Genomic DNA, 17,356 nt, shown 5'->3' with positions numbered 1-17,356 from the left:
TAACTAGTTAAGTTTTCTATATCTTCATCACTCAAACCCACAGAATATGTAATCATCATCTCTTGTGCTTGTGAATCTGCCTTTTTAGAACGAAATCTTTTTAGTTTATATGCCATGTAACCTTTTGCACGGTTAGCTAAGCGAGGGAAATTATTCATACCCTCAAGTTTGTGCCCATGACAAGAGTAACATACCTTTGCAAGATAAAGTTCCTGACCCTTTTCATACGGCGTCTTTGCCTCAAGAAATGACAAAATAAATAAAAATATCAAAATAAAACGCAATTCTAAGCCTTAATGATTTATAATACTCGGATTATATCCAAGGTGGTCTAAAACAATGATTATACAAAATGCAATAGTGTGTGATGTTAGTGGGGAAAGAAAAGTAGATGTTCGTGTTGAGAATGGTGTCATTACTGAAATTGCTACTCACTTAAATGATGGTAAAGTACTCGACGCTAAAGGCTTTTACCTCTTACCTTCACTAGTAGATACAAATATACGACTTCAAGATTCTACGCTTAATGCCAAAAATATTAAAACTATTTCAGATGAAGCTATACTTGGTGGTATTGGGCATATTATTTTAAATCCGGACTCTACTCCTGCTATAGATAACGAAATAGTTTTAGAATACGCTCAAAATGCTTTGGGAGATTTAAAAGGTGCCAAAGTTGATTTGATGCTCAACTCCCTTAAAGAAGATGCAACACTTAGTGACATCGCTATACTTCTAAAAAAAGGAGTTGTTGCTCCTTTTATGAGTACCATAGCAAAAAATGACACAGCGATAAAAATTGCAGAATATGCCAAAATGAATAAAGTGACACTCTTTTGTAAAGCAGAAGACAACTCTCTTATAAGTTCTGGTGTAATGCTCGATGGAGATATAAGCTCTCAACTAGGTCTCGCAGGTATTCCAGATCTTAGTGAAGTACTTCATGTATCACGTATGATTGAGATTGCTAGGCATTTTAAAATTAAAATTCTTTTTAAATCCATCGCATCACCTCGATCTATATCTTTAATTAACAAAGCTAAGAAAGATGGTGTAGAGGTTACCTGTGAAGTATCAGTTCACCATCTGCTAAAATCAGACCAAGAATGTATAGATTTTAACACAACAGCGAAACTAGACCCACCGCTTGCTACTCATAGCGATATGCTCCTACTCATAGATGCCCTTAAAAACTCGCAAATCGATTGTTTAACTACACTTCACCAACCTTCTTCACCCCTAAACAAAGAAGTAGCTTTTTATGATGCAGCTTATGGTTGTGAAGCAATTAGTGTTGCATTGCCACTTTACTTTACAAAACTTGTTTCTAATGGTATTATAAGTTTTAGTAAACTTATAGAGCTTTGTGTTAGTAACCCTGCTAAAAGTATTGGTTTAGAGAAAGGACGTATTGACACTGGTCAAAAAGCGGAACTTGTTTTGTTTAACCCAAATACTACACAGATAATAAACAATGTTCAATCACTTTATAATGGTGAAATATTACACGGCGAAGTAAGTACAATAAAAGGACTATAAATGAAAAAACTACTATTAACTCTTAGCGCGATAGGATCATTATATGCTGTAGATGTAACATTTGATTCAGGTACATCTTTAATGTGGCAAGATAATAAGGATGTAAGAAAGAGTGACTACACTTTCGCTCAAGCGCAAAGTTACTGTAGCAACTTAAAACTTGGCGAGTACTCTGATTTCAGAGTTCCAACTCTAAGAGAACTTCAAACAATAATAGATTATAGAAACCATAACCCTGCTATGCTTAATGGCTTTAAAAATCCAGAATCTGATGAGTTCTGGTCATCAACTCCATTTGTATACAGAACAGATTCATTATGGATAGTTGACTTTAAAAAAGGCACAACTGAGACAGCTTCCGAGCGTTACAGTAAAAATGTAAGATGTGTACAACACATAAAATAGCATTCGCTTTTTTAACTGTTATATTTATGCAAAACTTACATGCAAATACACGAGGATGTGCGGTATCCGGTTCTTTTTATTCTAAGGATAAAACTGAACTCTCTTCGCAACTCTCTTCACTTTTACAAAATACTAAAGAGTTTGATACACAAAATATACGTGCACTGATAGTTCCACATGCTGGTTATGTTTATTCTGCTTCAACAGCAGCACTTAGCTACAAAACACTCCACAAAAAATACAAAAATATTTTTCTTATTGGCTCAAGCCATCATATAAATGTAAACGCTGCTTCTATTTACAATATTGGTAATTATCAAACCCCATTAGGTGTAGTTAAAGTAAATCAAGAGATAGTCTCCAAGCTTTTGCAAAATAAATCACTTTTTTCCTATTATAAAGATGCCCATACAAAAGAACATACCCTCGAAGTACAGCTTCCATTTTTACAGACTATATATAAAGACGACTTGCAAATAGTCCCTGTTATAATGGCTACGTCAAATGTTCAAACAATTCAAGCGATATCTAAAGTTTTAGAACCTTATTTTACCCAAGACAACCTTTTCATAATTAGTACAGATCTTTCACATTATCCAAGTTACGAAGAAGCAAATATAGTTGATATGGACACCTTAAACGCTATCACTTCAAATGATACACAAAAATTCATGCTAACACTAAATAAAAATGACTCACTTGGTATAAATGATTTTCATACATCAGCATGTGGATGGAGTTCAATTTTAACACTTATGTACCTTACACAAAGTAACGCCTACAATTATGAGCTTCTTCAGTACATTAACTCTGGAGATACACAATATGGCGACAAAAAAAGGGTTGTAGGTTATGGAAGTATACGAATTTATGAGGAAAAACAAAAATCATTTTTATCTCTAGAAGAAAAAAAACAACTCCTTGAAATTGCCAAACTCTCACTCCATGAAGCTACTGTCAATAATAAAAGAATCTCCATTGATGAGAGTAAACTTTATCCAAAACTCAAAGAAAAGCTAGGTGCCTTTGTTACACTCTATAAAGATACAAGCCTAAGAGGCTGTATTGGTAGATTTGAGCCAAACCAAGCACTCTATAGCGTCGTTGTAGATATGGCTATAGCAGCAGCACAACAAGATACGCGATTTACAAAAGTAAAACAATCAGAACTCAAAAGTATTAACATAGAAGTTTCTGTTTTAACCCCACGTAAAAAGATACACTCATTAGATGAAATTATACTAGGTAAACATGGAATATATATTCAAAAAGGCTCACTACATGGAACATACCTGCCCCATGTAGCCACACAGATGAACTGGAATAAAGAAGAGTTTGTACGAAGTTGTGCTGTAGAAAAAGCTGGTATAAAGAACTATGATACAAATAATACAGAAATATTTATCTATGAAGCTATCGTTTTTGGAGAAAAATAAGAATTTATGTAACAGCCTAAGCAGCTGTTACATATAGCATTTAAGTTAGCGGTTTTAAAATTATTTCTATTTTTTCTTGAAAATTAAAAGTGTTTTATCTTCTGTATCATAAAGAGAAAAAGTTTGTTTCTCTACTAACTTTAATCCATCTAGTTTTTGAAATATCTTCATCTTATGAAAGTACTGAACAATTGTATCTTGGTACTTTGTAAAAGTTCCATCTTCATTTTTATCAAAAATTGTAAACTTTGTATATAATTCATCATTTTCAAACTGAGCATCTACGCTTAAAAACTCTTGCTCATTCTCCGAAGTCATAGTTCCTTCAGCTACATCTGAAAAACCATAACGAGTATTGATATCTGCTATAAAGATACCATCATCATTAAGTTTTGTAGCAATAGCATCTAAAAACTGAATAAGCGCATCCTTATCCATAAAGTTTAAAACATCAAAAATACTTACAACAGCATCGTATGTACCCTCTACTTCAGCGACATCTTTACACTCAGCATCAAGACCTAGTTGAAGACACTCATCAACCATCACTTTACTTAAGTCTGTACCTTTACAAACAACACCATCACTTATAAGACGTTGCATAAAGCCACCACGACCACAACCTACATCTAAAAGTGTTTTCACATCATAATCATCTAGTTCTGAGCGATAAAGGTCATAAAGAGCTTCTGTCGCATCTTCTATCCCTAAAAGATGCTCTGCTTTAGCATATAAATCTAAGTTTGTCATTTATTTGTTAATTATTCCATTAATTTTTTCATAAATATCTAGTACTTCATCTTTTTTCGCAATATAAGAATTCTTATTTGCAATAAGGTATGTTGATGATGTCATAATGTCTTCGACAACACTTAAACCATTTTGCTTCATTGTAGCACCAGTTTCAACCACATCAACAATCATGTCAGCTAAACCAATAAGAGGAGCAAGTTCAATAGAACCATAAAGCTTAATAATCTCAACAGATACAGCCTTCTCTTCAAAGTAACGCTTTGTAATGTTTACCATCTTTGATGCAACTTTTAAATCAGGCTTGTTTAAATCAAGTACTTCACCATTTTTCATACCGATGGAAACTTTACACACACCCTTTTTAAGGTCAAGTAAACGAATAACGTCAAGACCTTGTTCTTCTAGCGTATCAAGCCCGACTACACCAATATCTGCTGCCTGGTGGAAGACGTATGTAGCAACATCTTGGTTTCTAACAAGTAAAAAAGTAAAATCTGGAGTTTCTAAAATAAGTTTTCTATCATCAAACTTGAATTCATCACCAAAGATTTGACCAAAAATTTCAAGTGTATCTTTAGCGATACGACCTTTTGGAAGTGCAACTGTTAACATCTATTGTGTCCTATTTAGGTATATAGTAATTATTTTCGCCATTTTATCTAAATATAGCTCAAAGTTCTATTTATGACAATCTAATCTCTGTGATTTCAGCACTTGCACCTAAACGCATAGGTGGGCCCCAAAATCCGGTACCCTTATTTACGTAGATTTGTAGCTCTTTATTATGCTGATGTAATCCACTAATGTAAGGTTGTACGATTTTAACTAAAAACCTAAAAGGGTAAATTTGTCCACCATGTGTATGTCCGCTAAGCATTAGGTCTACACCAGATGTCACTTCTTCTATATAACGAGGTTGATGTGCCAATAAAACAGTTGGCCCCTCTTTTTTATCTTTAAGTGCTTTATTCAAATCTGGAATAAAAGTCTTTGTTCTATATCCCATCACATCATATACACCTGCTAAATTAAAACCACGTCCATCTTCACCAATATATATATTTTCATTTTCTAGAACTCTAATACCAAGTGATTTCACTTTTTGCATTATTTCATACGCACCATGAAAGTACTCATGATTACCAATAATGAAAAAGGTACCATACTCAGAGGCTAAACCTTTAAATAAATCTAGTATAGCATTTGCTTTTTCTAATTTTATATCTACTAAATCACCAGTTATAACAACTATATCAGCATTCATTGCATTAACTCTATTAATAATCTTTTCAATAAATGCCGCGTCAATAAGACCACCTATATGTATGTCACTTAATTGAACAATTGTATATGCTTTGTCTAGATTTTTGATTTTAATATTTACAATCTCATGTTCTACAAATGTAGCCTCATAAATAGCCTTGACACTCAAAGTAGATGCAACTGCCAAAGATGAGATGTCAAGTGATTTTTTAAAGAAACCTCTTCTAGTCTGAGACATAGGTAGTCTATTTACAAATACTAAAGATATATCATAAAAAATAGCCGTACAAAAAAATAAAAACAAGACTCCAATAGGAAGAGAAACTATAAAATATAACCAACTAGGATACTCAATTACGTAGCGTCCCAATACATAAGCAATAATTCCAAAAAAGTTAAATAGTAAAAATAAGCGAAGAAAATTTCTAGTCTTTTGTTTTAGATCAAGTTTATGGATTAAACGCTTTGATATGTATAAATTTAGTAAGGAAAAAACTCCCAGAACAGCTACAAAAAATATATATGATTTCAATTAATTTACCTGCTTTAAAATCTTTTTCATTCCATCAAAGATGAGATTTTGATTTATCTCTGCATTGGGAAAAATATGTAAAAGTTTATGCGCGTCACCACCTATAAGATATATAGATTCATTTTGTGATACAACTTCAGTATGAAGCATTTTCAAGTAACCATAACTTATAGCATCCCTGGAGTTTTTAGGTAAGCTTTGCAGGTCTAACTGATAGTTAAACTCATACTCTAATGCTGGTGATATATTTGAATATGCTTTACCCATAGCCCTACTCCCAGGATAAATAAAGCCACCTTGAAATACGCCACTTTTCACTAGGTCAACAGTTATTGCACTTCCAGCATCAACGATAACACCATCACTTATTGCTTCACAAGCGACAATTCTATCTATACCCATAGTCTCATAATAATTCTTCATATCCGTATACTGCGCCAAGTCTATCCAATTATCTAATTCTGCTAAAACTTTTATAATATTTGGATTCACACAGATATAATAAATTTTTTCTTGAATTGTTTGGGGATTAAAAGTTTCTACACTCTCTTTATAGTCTAGGTTTTTATGGAGGAAATGGTATGAAGTATTGCCAATGTCACAAAGAAACATTACTGAATTTTCCAGCCTTGAGTTTTGAAGGCTTCTTTTGCTTTAGAACATAAAGGTGCATCAATGAAAATAAGCTTATGTTTAAAGTTATGATCAAAATGCACAGTAAGCTTAGAATATATTTCTTCATATTTACGTACATCTTTCATGAGTACTCTACTTTTTTGACTCACAGCGATAATAGCTGTGAAATAACCTGTCATATCTGTTGCTTTATAGATTTTAATTTTATTTCTAATGCCTAACTCTTTTGGAACTACTTCTTGCATTTTTTTATAAATTTTCCCTTTTTCACGAAGAGAATCGACTAGTATTTGCATATCTATAGGACACTCCTAACTCATAAATGATGGATATAGTTTTTTAATAAGATAATAAATCTGACAACCTAAACAATAATTTATAAAAACATCCAAAAGAGAACATGATAAAAAAATAATAGCTACCACATAAGTAAAAGTAGGTAATTGTAAAAAATACATAATAACTAAAAGTGAAACAAAAATAAGACCAAAAATTCCAGCTAATTTTTTTGCACCACCATCTGTAAACTTCTCTTGCATTTTAAAATATTTACGTAAAGTATGTGAAACACTAGTTACAAGAGAGTATTCTCTATTAACAAAAAGTTTAAGAGAAAAATCCAAAATTAAAAAATATAAAATATATTCAATTGAAGTCAGTAAATAAATGATTACAAGTGCTGCTACAAGCAAAGAACTTAATCTTGAAGCATTAGAATCAACTTGAACAAAATTGAGTGGGCATGAATATGACATAAATGTAAAGACCTTGATGTAAACTGATATAAAATTATAATGTGATTCTAGTCTTATTTCCTTAAATTTTCATTATTAAACTTTCTTATTTTAAAAATTCTTCTATCACATAAGCAATTACATTTATATCGATGTAATATGTTCTTTAGAATGTTTTATTGAATAATAATGATTATTTGATATTTAAAGACTATTTTTATTTTATCTACTGTACTATATAACTTGTTTAGAATTCTAAAATTCTTAGTAAATATAATAAGGTTATAACTAATGAAAAAAGTACTTATTGTTGACGACAGCAAAACAATACTAAATGTGTTCAAGCTTAAATTTTCTCAATATCAAGATATTGAAACTATATATGCAGAAAATTATATTGATGCAATGAAAATTATAAGACGTCACAATAAAGAGATTGATGTAGCACTTCTTGATGTGAGTCTTCCAGATGCTCCAAATGGAGAAATCATATCCTTAGCAACAGCTAATAATCTTCCAACTATCGTATTAACTGGTACACTCAATCAAAAAATTAGAGAAAAAATACAAAATAAACATATTATAAGTTATATCTTAAAAAACAAACCTTCAAGTATAGATTTAGCTATTAAAGCAGTGTTAAGTACTTTAGAAAATAAAAATAAGACAGTGTTAATCGTAGATGATTCACCAGTATCTAGGAAATCTCTTCGAAAAATTCTTGAAAAAATGAACTTAAACGTCATCGAAACAGGAAATGCTTATGATGCTTTAGATATTTTAAAAGATACAAAAGTAGAGATTTCTATTGTTATAACAGATTATGAAATGCCTCAAATGAATGGCTTAGATTTAACTATTAAAATTAGAGAGATGTACAATAAAGATACTCTTGGAATACTTGCTATTAGTTCATTAAATAATAAAAATCTTATAGATGATTTTTTAACATTTGGTGCTAATGATTTTATGAACAAAGATTTTATCGCAAGTGAAATCATTGCTAAAATAAATGCAATGCTAGAACTATTTGATCTTTTTAAACAAATTAGAGATATAGCAAATAAAGATTATATGACAGGTGCTTACAACAGACGTTATTTTTTCAACAGTGGTAATGCAATATTTTTAAAGGCAAAAAGAAAGAAAAGCTCAATTGCTATAGCAATGTTAGACATAGATAAGTTTAAAAATATAAATGACACCTACGGTCATGATATTGGTGATATAGCTATTAAAGAAGTCAAAAGAATACTTGATGCTACTTTAAGATCATCTGACTTAATGGCACGATTTGGTGGAGAAGAGTTCTGTATATTATTAGAAGACATAAGCTTAGAAGATACAAAAAAATTATTTGAGAAAATTAAACAAAAATTTGAAGATAACATTATAAATGTTAATGACACGAAGATAAAATATACTGTATCATTTGGAATTGCCTATGGAATGCCTAATTCCTTAGATGATATGATTAAACTCTCTGATGATGCTTTATACCATTCTAAAGAAAATGGCAGAAACCAAATTACAGTAAAAGAAAATCCAATAGACTAACTATATGAAATAAAAGTTATTCTAGCATACATTTTTTATAGCGTGGTGGAAATATTTGCAGTACTTCCTTTTTTCTTTCGCTGTTATTTTTAGAATCAAAAATATAACCATATGGTTTTGAAAGACCGTAATTAACAGCAGTGACCTTTGAAAAAGAAGCTGTATTCATCATATTTCTAAAAGTTGTTGATGGGAATTTTATTGCTTTATCCTTAAGAGAACCATGATTATTTAATAGCGTAAAACTATTATCATTTCTAATTTTAAAATAATAAATTATAGAATGAGAAAATCTACGACAATCCTCACTTGCTAAATTATCATGCATATTTTTCATATCCAAAACAAGTTCTTCATCACAGCTAACGCTTTCATCACCTCTTTGAAGATAACATAAGTCGTGTTTTTTACAGGCTTTATCTATGATATCTATAGGTTCTATTTTTTTTAAAAGCCTAGATTCTTCATCTCTACTATTAGCCTGAACATTAGGAATATTATCACCACAAAAATGTCCATGAAATTTAAATTCATATTTGCCGAAAGAAACTCCAAACAATGATACTTTAAATAAAATTAGTAAAAATATTTTAAAAATGATGATCCCTCTTATTTATTTATAATAATAATAATAACATAATTTTATTATTAACTTTCTTAATTTTAATTTCTAATAATTTTGTAAATATATATAAGTGGAGAAAATCGAGGTAAAGAAAGAGGCTAAACACTCCTAGATGACTCTAAGAGTGTTTTATCAAATTTAAATTTTTACGTAGCTTACATTTAAACATGCTTCAAGAGATGCTAGTTCAGCAAGTGTTGCATCATTAACCGCATTATCAATTAATATAACAGATAAGGCCTCTGCTTCACTATTTCTTGCAAGAGAAAAATCTGCAATATTTACATTGTTAGCTGCTAAAATTGTTCCTATTTGACCAATAACACCTGGAACGTCACTATTTTTGAAAAGAATCATATCGCCCTTTAATGCTACTTCAATGTCAAAACCATCAATAGCAACAATACGCTTTACGCCATCATCAAAAATAGTTGCAGAGATACTGGTAGTTCCTTCTGCTGTAGTAAGTTTAATAGTAATTAAGTTTTTAAATACAGATGAATCAGCAAGCGCTTCTGATTCTATTTTGATACCTTTTTCTTTTGCAACAAAATCTGCATTAACATAATTAATAGTATCCCCGCTATTTTGGCTCATTGCTCCTACTGCAACAAAAGTCGCAAGAGAATCAACATAAGAAGCTATTGGGCCGTGACCACTTACTTTTATAGCTATAATTTGAGATTTATTCATTTGAGATTCAAGAAAACCAATTTTTTGTCCCATTTCTAAGAATGGTTTTACAAATGATGGTATTTTTGATTCATCAATAGGTAGGTTCATTGCATGTGCAAACGAAATACCCTTTGCTGCTTCTATGGCATTTGTAGCTGCTTGCGTACCAATGTTATACTGAGACTCAAAAGTATTTGCACCTAAGTGTGGAGAAACACATACATTATCTAAATCAAGTAAGGGATGATCCGTAGCAGGTTCTTTGTTAAATACATCAATACCAGCAAAACGAATTTTACCATTAGTTAAATTGTTATAAAGTGCTTCTTCATCATAAAGTCCACCACGAGCACAGTTAATTACAACTACGCCATTTTTCATCTGTGCAAACTCATCTTCACCAATCATCCCAATAGTTTCTTGGTTTTTAGGTGTATGAATAGTAATAATATCACATGCTAAAATATCTGCAAAATCTTTCGTATATGTCATATCAAGGTCAGTAACTTTTGATGGGTGAATATATGGGTCAAATGCTACTACATCCATCTCAAAAGCAAGAGCACGTTTAGCAACACGACTTCCAATATTACCAAAACCGATAACACCAAGCTTTTTTCCTTTCATTTCATGACCATACCATTTTTCACGTTTCCAGACTCTATCATTTTTAAGATGGTTGTGTGAATATGGAAACATTCTCATACATGAAAGCATATGTGCCATTGTAAGTTCCACTGCTGCAATAGTATTTGCAGTTGGTACATTCATAACAATGATACCTTCTTTTGAACATCCAGGAATATCTACATTATCAACACCAACACCAGCACGAACAATTGCTTTCATACTTGTTGCATGTTTTATAAAGTTTGCATCAACATCTGTAGAACTTCTAGTAATCGCTACATCTGCAGTTGGAATAATTTCACTTACAAGCTTATCTTTTGGCTCATTTGCTGCCATTATAAAGTTAATGTTTACATCATCTTCTAACATTTTCAATCCAGCTTCATGGATATGGTCACATACTACTACTGTAAATTTGCTCATTAATATTCCTCTTTGTACGACTCTATGACTGCCGTAATTTGATAATTTTTAAGTACTTTGACTAAAGAATTTAGTTTGTCTATATTTTTAGAAAAAATAAGTAATTCCACTCTAGTATTATATTTTTCAAGAAAATATTTTAACTTATGCTGCCCCAGTTCTTCTTTTAAACAAAATAATTGATATGGATCTAAAAGAGGTGCAGATAACTTATATGTAATGACTTTAGTTATTTTTTCATCTAAATCTATCTTAACATACACTTCATTTACCGGATAAAAATACCCTAGTCTTTGCGTTTGTGAAAAATGATTTAACCAAACTTTTTTTGGTTTTTTTTGAACTACTTCATCTTGTAAGACTAAAGGTTCTGATTCTATAAACTCATCTTGTGAATTTATAGAAATAAGAAAAAAGACAATAAAAATAGCTACTCCTATCCCGATGAGAGGAGTAAACCATTTTAGTACCTTTTGCAATACTTACTACTTCATTTGATCTTTAATTAAATCGCCTAAAGAATGAGATGAATCGTCATTGATTTCCTCAAGAAGTGCTTGGTTTTTTATGTAGTCAAGTTTTTTTACAGATAAACGGATACGATCTCTTTTAGTATCAATTACTGCAATAGCAGCTTCTATCTCTTGACCAGCTTCTAACTCTTCTTTTATAAGTGGAGTTAAATCTTCATCACGAATTAGTGCATCAACACCATCTTCTAAAGAAACAAATACACCGAAATCTTTGATGTCACGGATAGTACCAGTTACAACAGAATCTGCTTTATGTGTAGTTGCAAATTTATCAATTGGAGACTCTAAAAGAGTTTTTCTATTTAAAGATATTTTTTGATCTTCAGAGTTGATTTTAGCAATTTTAACTTCAACTTCTTCACCAGACTTAAGTACATCTTTACACTTAGTATTTTTATCCCAAGAGATATCTTGATTATGTAAAAGACCTTCAACACCAGAAATTCTTACAAATGCACCAAAGTCAGTAAGTGAAGTAACTGTACCAGTTACTATATCGCCTTCATTATAGTTTTTCAAGAACTCATCAAATGGTTTTGGAAGTAATCTTTTTAATGAAACTCTTAGCTTATGTGTTTTTGAGTTAATTTCAATAACTTCTACATCAATCTCTTCACCAACAGTTAAATAATCATTAGGATTTTTAACATTTTTGTTCCAAGTGATTTCTGAAATATGTAAGAAACCTTCGATATCATTTCCTAAGTCAACAAATACACCATATGCTTCAATATTAGAAACAGTTACAGTAATTGTATCACCTTCATCTAATTCTGACTCAACTTCAGCCCATGGATCTGGTTGAACAGCTTTAATTGAAAGAGATAGGTGGCGTTTGTCTTTATCATAAGAGATAGCTTTAACAGTTACTATGTCACCTTCTTTATAAAGTTTAGATGGGTTAACCGGTCCCTTGTAAGAAATTTCATTATAGTGAACTAGACCATCAACACCACCAACATCTACGAACATACCGTAAGAAGTGATTTTTTTGATTGTACCTTCAACAATAACATCTTCTGCCATTAATTGATCAATAATCTCTTTTTTCTTTTTTCTTTCTTCGTTGAAAAGTTTTCTACGAGAAACAATGATTGAGCTTTCAGCTTCATCAATCTTAACAACTTGTGCTTTAATTTTACGACCAACAACTTCGTCAGTATCTTTAAATGCAGCTAATGAACGTGGCATAAAGAATGCCACTGTATCAGCTTCTACTACATAACCACCACGATTTTTCTTAGTGATAATACCTTCGATTACTAATTCTTCAAAGTCTTCTTTATTTGCATTTATAAAATCTAAAGTTTTTTGTTGCTCTAAAACTTTCTTATATGATATCTTAGGACGCTCATTATAGTATCCCATTACCATTACATTGATTTTATCACCAACATTAAATGTTAATTCACCATCTACAGTAATCTCATCTAAACTTAAAATACCTTCAAGTTTATCGCCAACACCAACTAATGCTCTGTTTTCATCTGCTTGAATCTCAACAACTTCACCTTCTACTATACGGCTTGTTTCTTGTTTCTTCTCGGTTGCTGCAAACATCTCTGCAAAATTTTCTTCTTCTTCAAATAATTCGTTATCGAACGCCATTGCCTATCCTCTGTTACATAAAAATTTCGTGATTATACCTAAATATAGATTATTTTAATATTAATTTAAGACAAATATTGCTTAATTAACATTTTCCTCTATCGAACTTACAACATTTTGTATAATCCAATCAGGAGTAGAGGCTCCAGCACTAATTCCACAGAACTGTTTATTTTTAAACCAATCAAAATCTAAATCATTCTCGTCTTCAATATGATGACTATTAGCACAATAATCATGAGAGATACTAGACAACTGCTTTGTATTTGATGAATTCTTACCGCCAATAATAAGCATAACATCTGCTTTTTTAGATATTTTTCTTATGGCATCTTGATTATCAAAAGTTGCGTGACATATAGTATTAAACACTCTTACCTCTTTACAGCGAGGAATAAGATAATTCGCTATTTCCATATAGTCTTCAACTTTTCTTGTAGTTTGAGCGATTAAAGCAATTTTCTCACGAAGATTTAGATTAACTACATCAGATACATTATTTACTATAATTGCACCATGTGTAGCATAAGATTCAACACCTTTTATTTCAGGATGTTCTGCATCACCAAAAATAATTACACTATATCCTGCTTCACTCATCTCTTGGGCAATTTCTTGTGGCTTGGTTACATAAGGACAAGTAGCATCAATCACATTTACACCCGCCACATTTAATGCCGCTAACTCTTGTTTTTGAATCCCATGTGTTCTTACTATAGCTGTTTCTCCAGCCTTAAAGGTTGTAAAGTCATCTACTAGACCAACTTTAAAATCTTTATCAAGACGAGCTATCTCTTTAGAATTATGAATAAGTGGACCATATGTAGAAGCATTTTGATTTTCTTCAGCAATTTTAATTGCACGCTTCACGCCAAAACAAAAACCATAATTCTCAGCAAGTTCTATTTTCATATTAGCTTCCTTTATAAATTCCTAGTCATTAAAACTAAGAAATTTTTATATTTGTAATTTCTTTAAGTAAATCAAAAAAGTTTGGAAAAGAAGTATTAATACAATCTAAATCTGTCACTTCCATTCCGCACCTAATACCTGCTATTATAAAACTCATAGCAATTCTATGGTCACCATCACTATCTACAACAGCACTCTTTAAAGTTCCACCTGTAACTGTATAACCATCATTATATTCTGTAGTTGTAATACCGCAAGCGTTTAAGCCTTCTACTACAGTCGATATTCTATCTGATTCTTTTACACGTAATTCTTCAGCATTTTTTATAATACTAGTTCCCTCTGCACAGGCAAAAGCAATTGAGAGTGCTGGAAGTTCATCTATAAGCCACGAGATTTTATCATCAACAGTTATAGCTTTTAATGGTGCTTGCTTCACCATAATATTTCCAATAGGCTCATATTTATCTGAAGTAAGCTCATAAGAAATATTTGCACCCATACGCTCGAGAGCTTTAAAAGCTTCTATGCGAGTTTCGTTTAAAGTCACACCTTCAAGTAGAACTTGTGCATTTGGTGTTATAGCCGCTGCAACTGCAAAGAAAAATGCGGAAGATGGGTCTGATGGCACACGAATGATTAAAGGTTTAAGTAAATCTTTCATCGGCGCAATAGTTGTCTTAAGTCCATCTACACTGATCCCAGCACCCATACCTTTTAACATTCTCTCCGTATGATCACGAGAAAGTTCTGGTTCTATATATGTACAAATACCATCAGCTCTCAAGGCTGCTAAAATCATGCAAGATTTCACTTGTGCAGATGCAATCTTGGATTTATAGTCAAAAGATTTAAGTGAAGAACCGCGAATACTAAGCGGTGCTAGATTACAATCTTCTCTTCCATCAAATATTGCACCAATGTCGCGCAAAGGCTGTGTAACTCGTTTCATAGGACGTGAACGAAGATATTTATCTCCAGTTAAAATAAAGTGCCCATTTGCAGAACTAAGAAGACCACAAAAAAGTCGCATCCCTGTTCCTGAATTTCCACAATCAAGAATCTCAAATGGCTCTTGTATACCCTCAGAACTTATCTTAATAGTCACACCATCATCTACAACTTTTGCTCCAAGATTTTTCACAATTTCTAAAGAGTTTAAAGTATCTTCTGCACGTAAGAAGTTGCTTATTTCACTCTCACCAAATGCCAACATTGAAAACATAACTGATCTATGCGAAATTGATTTATCTGGAGCGATACTTGAAATACTCAGAGAAAACTCTGAAGACGGGTGTACGACTACTTTACTCATCGAAGACCTATACCTAGTTCTTTTTCTAAAGCATTAAGTATTGTATCCATAGCAGATGTAATATCTTCTTCTTCTAATGTTTTTTCTTCTGATTGAAGAATAAAACGTATAGATAAACTTACATCATTGCCTAAGTTCTCATCAGAATATCTATCTACTGGATAAAAATTTATAAGTTCTGCACTTGCATTAGAATTGATTACATCTTTTACTTTTTCAAAATTCATATTTTTAGGCATGATGATACTCAAGTCTCTATTTGAAGCCTGATATTTTGAAGATTTTTTAGCAACTTTTAAACCATATGGAATCTTTTCAAAATCTATTTCACACACATATGTATCTTCTAAATCATATTTTTTCTCAACTTCTGGATGGACACGAAATAGTTCACCGATTATTTTACCATTAACAATAATATTCGCACATTGATATATATGTGAAAGTGTATGTGCTGTTGTAGTTTCTCTTAGTTCAAATGGACCAATAACATCAGATACTTTTTGAGTAAAGCTTCCAAAGTCTATCTTACTTGGTTTACCAGAATTTGAAAGAGATTCTTTTTCTTTGTTACCAGAAAAAAGCATTGCTATCTTTAATGACTCATCTCTATCGGCATTAAATACAGATCCAACTTCAAAAAGTTTAACCTGTGCATATCCAGACTTTACATTTAAAGAAGCTGCTTTTAAAAGCCCTGTCATCAATGTAGAACGCAACGTATCTAATGTTTGTACAATAGGATTTAATAATTCAAGTTCAGGTTTTGTTGTCTCAAATCCAAAGGATTCTAAAACTTTTTTCTCATCAAAAACAAAATGAACAGATTCAAAGAATCCTGTTGCCGCAGCACGGTGTCTGAAAATACTTCGTTTTTTATATTCGAAATAATCGTCTTTTAATTTATTCTCTTCGGTAAAAGTAAATGCACGTGAAGGAATATTATCAATCCCTACCATACGAACAATCTCTTCAATAATATCTTGTTTATTCACAATATCATGACGGTATCTTGGAACGGATATTACAAAGTTGTCAGCTGAAGACTTAGAAGTATCGAAACCTAAGTTTTTAAGAATTTTTCCTATAACTACCTTCGAGATATCTGCACCAACTGTATCATCAACATCTTTTTTTCTTAAGCTTATAATACGATTATCGTATAATTTCCCAACTCCCATACTTCCGCTAAAAACTGCTGAACCAGAATTTGCTTGTATAAGTTCTAAACAATCTGAAATACCAGAACACAAATCTGGCTCACTTCCTCGTGATGTTCGATAATAAAAAGGCCCCGATTCTAATTTATTAACAGACATTTTTTTAGAAATAATATCTGGTGGGATATAACTTGCTTCTAATAAAATTGTACCCTCATCATATGTGACTCTTGATATATCATCCTGTTTAACACCAATTGTAGATGCAATTTTATCTGAAGAAATACAAGCAAATCCATTGTCGTTTTCAATTAAATTCACTGTTGCTATAACTGCATTCTCTTCACAAAAGAAACCATAATTATATGCACGAAGAATTACACCACTTGTATGTGTAGTATATAATAAAAGTGAGTCAATATCAGTTGTACGTGATTCATCAATTTGAGCAAGACGAATCTTCACTAAAAATGGAAGTACCAAGCTTTTTAATTCTAGCACTTTATAGTTAAGGTTTACATCTAGATCATTATCATGATGTAGACTGAGTAATCTTCCTATCCCTTTTCTATTGTCCTCATCTTCTTCTCTTTTATGTTTTCTTAAAGGTCTGTCGTATG

General features: G+C 31.6%; 18 protein-coding genes. 4 read left to right on the top strand and 14 right to left on the bottom strand.

The annotated features are described in order from the left end of the window. Positions 1–284, bottom strand: a 284-nt coding sequence (locus tag ACI9TV_RS13745) for a c-type cytochrome (RefSeq protein WP_415251390.1), incomplete at its 3' end; no start/stop codon positions are given. Positions 285–339: 55 nt separating this feature from the next. On the opposite strand from ACI9TV_RS13745, the gene ACI9TV_RS13740 reads away from it, so the two are divergent. The 3 genes from ACI9TV_RS13740 to amrB are packed head-to-tail and all read left to right on the top strand — an operon-like array spanning position 340 to position 3,380. Continuing rightward, positions 340–1,539, top strand: a complete 1,200-nt coding sequence (locus ACI9TV_RS13740) for an amidohydrolase family protein (RefSeq protein WP_415251389.1) — start codon at positions 340–342, stop codon at positions 1,537–1,539. Further along, positions 1,540–1,944, top strand: a complete 405-nt coding sequence (locus ACI9TV_RS13735) for a DUF1566 domain-containing protein (protein ID WP_415251388.1) — start codon at positions 1,540–1,542, stop codon at positions 1,942–1,944. It abuts the gene before it with no gap. Continuing rightward, complete coding sequence (gene amrB / locus ACI9TV_RS13730) at positions 1,923–3,380, top strand: AmmeMemoRadiSam system protein B (protein WP_415251387.1); 1,458 nt, start codon at positions 1,923–1,925, stop codon at positions 3,378–3,380. Before ACI9TV_RS13735 ends, amrB begins: the two co-directional genes overlap by 22 nt. A gap of 66 nt (positions 3,381–3,446) precedes the next feature. On the opposite strand, the gene ACI9TV_RS13725 is transcribed toward amrB, so the two are convergent. The 6 genes from ACI9TV_RS13725 to ACI9TV_RS13700 all read right to left on the bottom strand — a co-directional run bounded on the left by ACI9TV_RS13725 (position 3,447) and on the right by ACI9TV_RS13700 (position 7,319). Beyond that, positions 3,447–4,130 (bottom strand): SAM-dependent methyltransferase, encoded by a 684-nt coding sequence (locus tag ACI9TV_RS13725; protein ID WP_415251386.1) that lies wholly within the window; start codon positions 4,128–4,130, stop codon positions 3,447–3,449. Continuing rightward, positions 4,131–4,745 carry an ATP phosphoribosyltransferase gene (hisG, locus tag ACI9TV_RS13720; RefSeq protein WP_415251385.1) on the bottom strand — a complete coding sequence of 205 codons (615 nt, stop codon included), beginning with the start codon at positions 4,743–4,745 and terminating at the stop codon, positions 4,131–4,133. It abuts the gene before it with no gap. Between the two features lie 70 nt (positions 4,746–4,815). Continuing rightward, positions 4,816–5,634 (bottom strand): metallophosphoesterase, encoded by an 819-nt coding sequence (locus ACI9TV_RS13715; RefSeq protein ID WP_415251384.1) that lies wholly within the window; start codon positions 5,632–5,634, stop codon positions 4,816–4,818. Between the two features lie 294 nt (positions 5,635–5,928). Further along, positions 5,929–6,540: a type III pantothenate kinase gene (locus ACI9TV_RS13710; RefSeq protein ID WP_415251383.1), complete on the bottom strand. Its 612-nt coding sequence runs from the start codon at positions 6,538–6,540 to the stop codon at positions 5,929–5,931. After that, positions 6,540–6,860, bottom strand: coding sequence for a hypothetical protein (locus ACI9TV_RS13705; protein WP_415251382.1), 321 nt, complete (start codon positions 6,858–6,860; stop codon positions 6,540–6,542). Before ACI9TV_RS13705 ends, ACI9TV_RS13710 begins: the two co-directional genes overlap by 1 nt. A 15-nt stretch (positions 6,861–6,875) precedes the next feature. Beyond that, positions 6,876–7,319, bottom strand: a complete 444-nt coding sequence (locus ACI9TV_RS13700; protein ID WP_415251381.1) for a DUF4395 domain-containing protein — start codon at positions 7,317–7,319, stop codon at positions 6,876–6,878. 270 nt (positions 7,320–7,589) lie between these two features. Here ACI9TV_RS13700 and ACI9TV_RS13695 point away from each other — a divergent pair, with 270 nt between their 5' ends. Continuing rightward, complete coding sequence (locus tag ACI9TV_RS13695; RefSeq protein ID WP_415251380.1) at positions 7,590–8,855, top strand: diguanylate cyclase; 1,266 nt, start codon at positions 7,590–7,592, stop codon at positions 8,853–8,855. Positions 8,856–8,871: 16 nt separating this feature from the next. Here the strand turns inward: ACI9TV_RS13695 and ACI9TV_RS13690 are convergent, their stop codons facing one another. The 7 genes from ACI9TV_RS13690 to ACI9TV_RS13660 form a co-directional block, all read right to left on the bottom strand. After that, positions 8,872–9,414 carry a hypothetical protein gene (locus ACI9TV_RS13690; RefSeq protein ID WP_415251379.1) on the bottom strand — a complete coding sequence of 181 codons (543 nt, stop codon included), beginning with the start codon at positions 9,412–9,414 and terminating at the stop codon, positions 8,872–8,874. Positions 9,415–9,618: 204 nt separating this feature from the next. Next, positions 9,619–11,208, bottom strand: a complete 1,590-nt coding sequence (gene serA / locus ACI9TV_RS13685; protein WP_415251378.1) for a phosphoglycerate dehydrogenase — start codon at positions 11,206–11,208, stop codon at positions 9,619–9,621. Further along, positions 11,208–11,687: a hypothetical protein gene (locus tag ACI9TV_RS13680; protein WP_415251377.1), complete on the bottom strand. Its 480-nt coding sequence runs from the start codon at positions 11,685–11,687 to the stop codon at positions 11,208–11,210. The genes serA and ACI9TV_RS13680 overlap by 1 nt, the downstream gene beginning before the upstream one ends. Before the next feature lie 6 nt (positions 11,688–11,693). Continuing rightward, positions 11,694–13,349, bottom strand: coding sequence for a 30S ribosomal protein S1 (locus tag ACI9TV_RS13675; protein WP_415251376.1), 1,656 nt, complete (start codon positions 13,347–13,349; stop codon positions 11,694–11,696). An 81-nt stretch (positions 13,350–13,430) separates the two neighbouring features. Further along, positions 13,431–14,261, bottom strand: coding sequence for a 4-hydroxy-3-methylbut-2-enyl diphosphate reductase (locus ACI9TV_RS13670; RefSeq protein WP_415251375.1), 831 nt, complete (start codon positions 14,259–14,261; stop codon positions 13,431–13,433). Between the two features lie 34 nt (positions 14,262–14,295). After that, positions 14,296–15,576 carry a 3-phosphoshikimate 1-carboxyvinyltransferase gene (aroA, locus tag ACI9TV_RS13665; RefSeq protein WP_415251374.1) on the bottom strand — a complete coding sequence of 427 codons (1,281 nt, stop codon included), beginning with the start codon at positions 15,574–15,576 and terminating at the stop codon, positions 14,296–14,298. Beyond that, positions 15,573–17,356 (bottom strand): phenylalanine--tRNA ligase subunit beta (locus ACI9TV_RS13660; protein WP_415251373.1); only part of this gene is annotated, 1,784 nt, incomplete at its 5' end. The genes ACI9TV_RS13660 and aroA, both read right to left, overlap by 4 nt.

The organism is Sulfurimonas sp. (assembly GCF_047622445.1).
Classification (GTDB): Bacteria; Campylobacterota; Campylobacteria; order Campylobacterales; family Sulfurimonadaceae; genus Sulfurimonas.
This window is presented reverse-complemented; position numbering and strand designations above follow the sequence as displayed.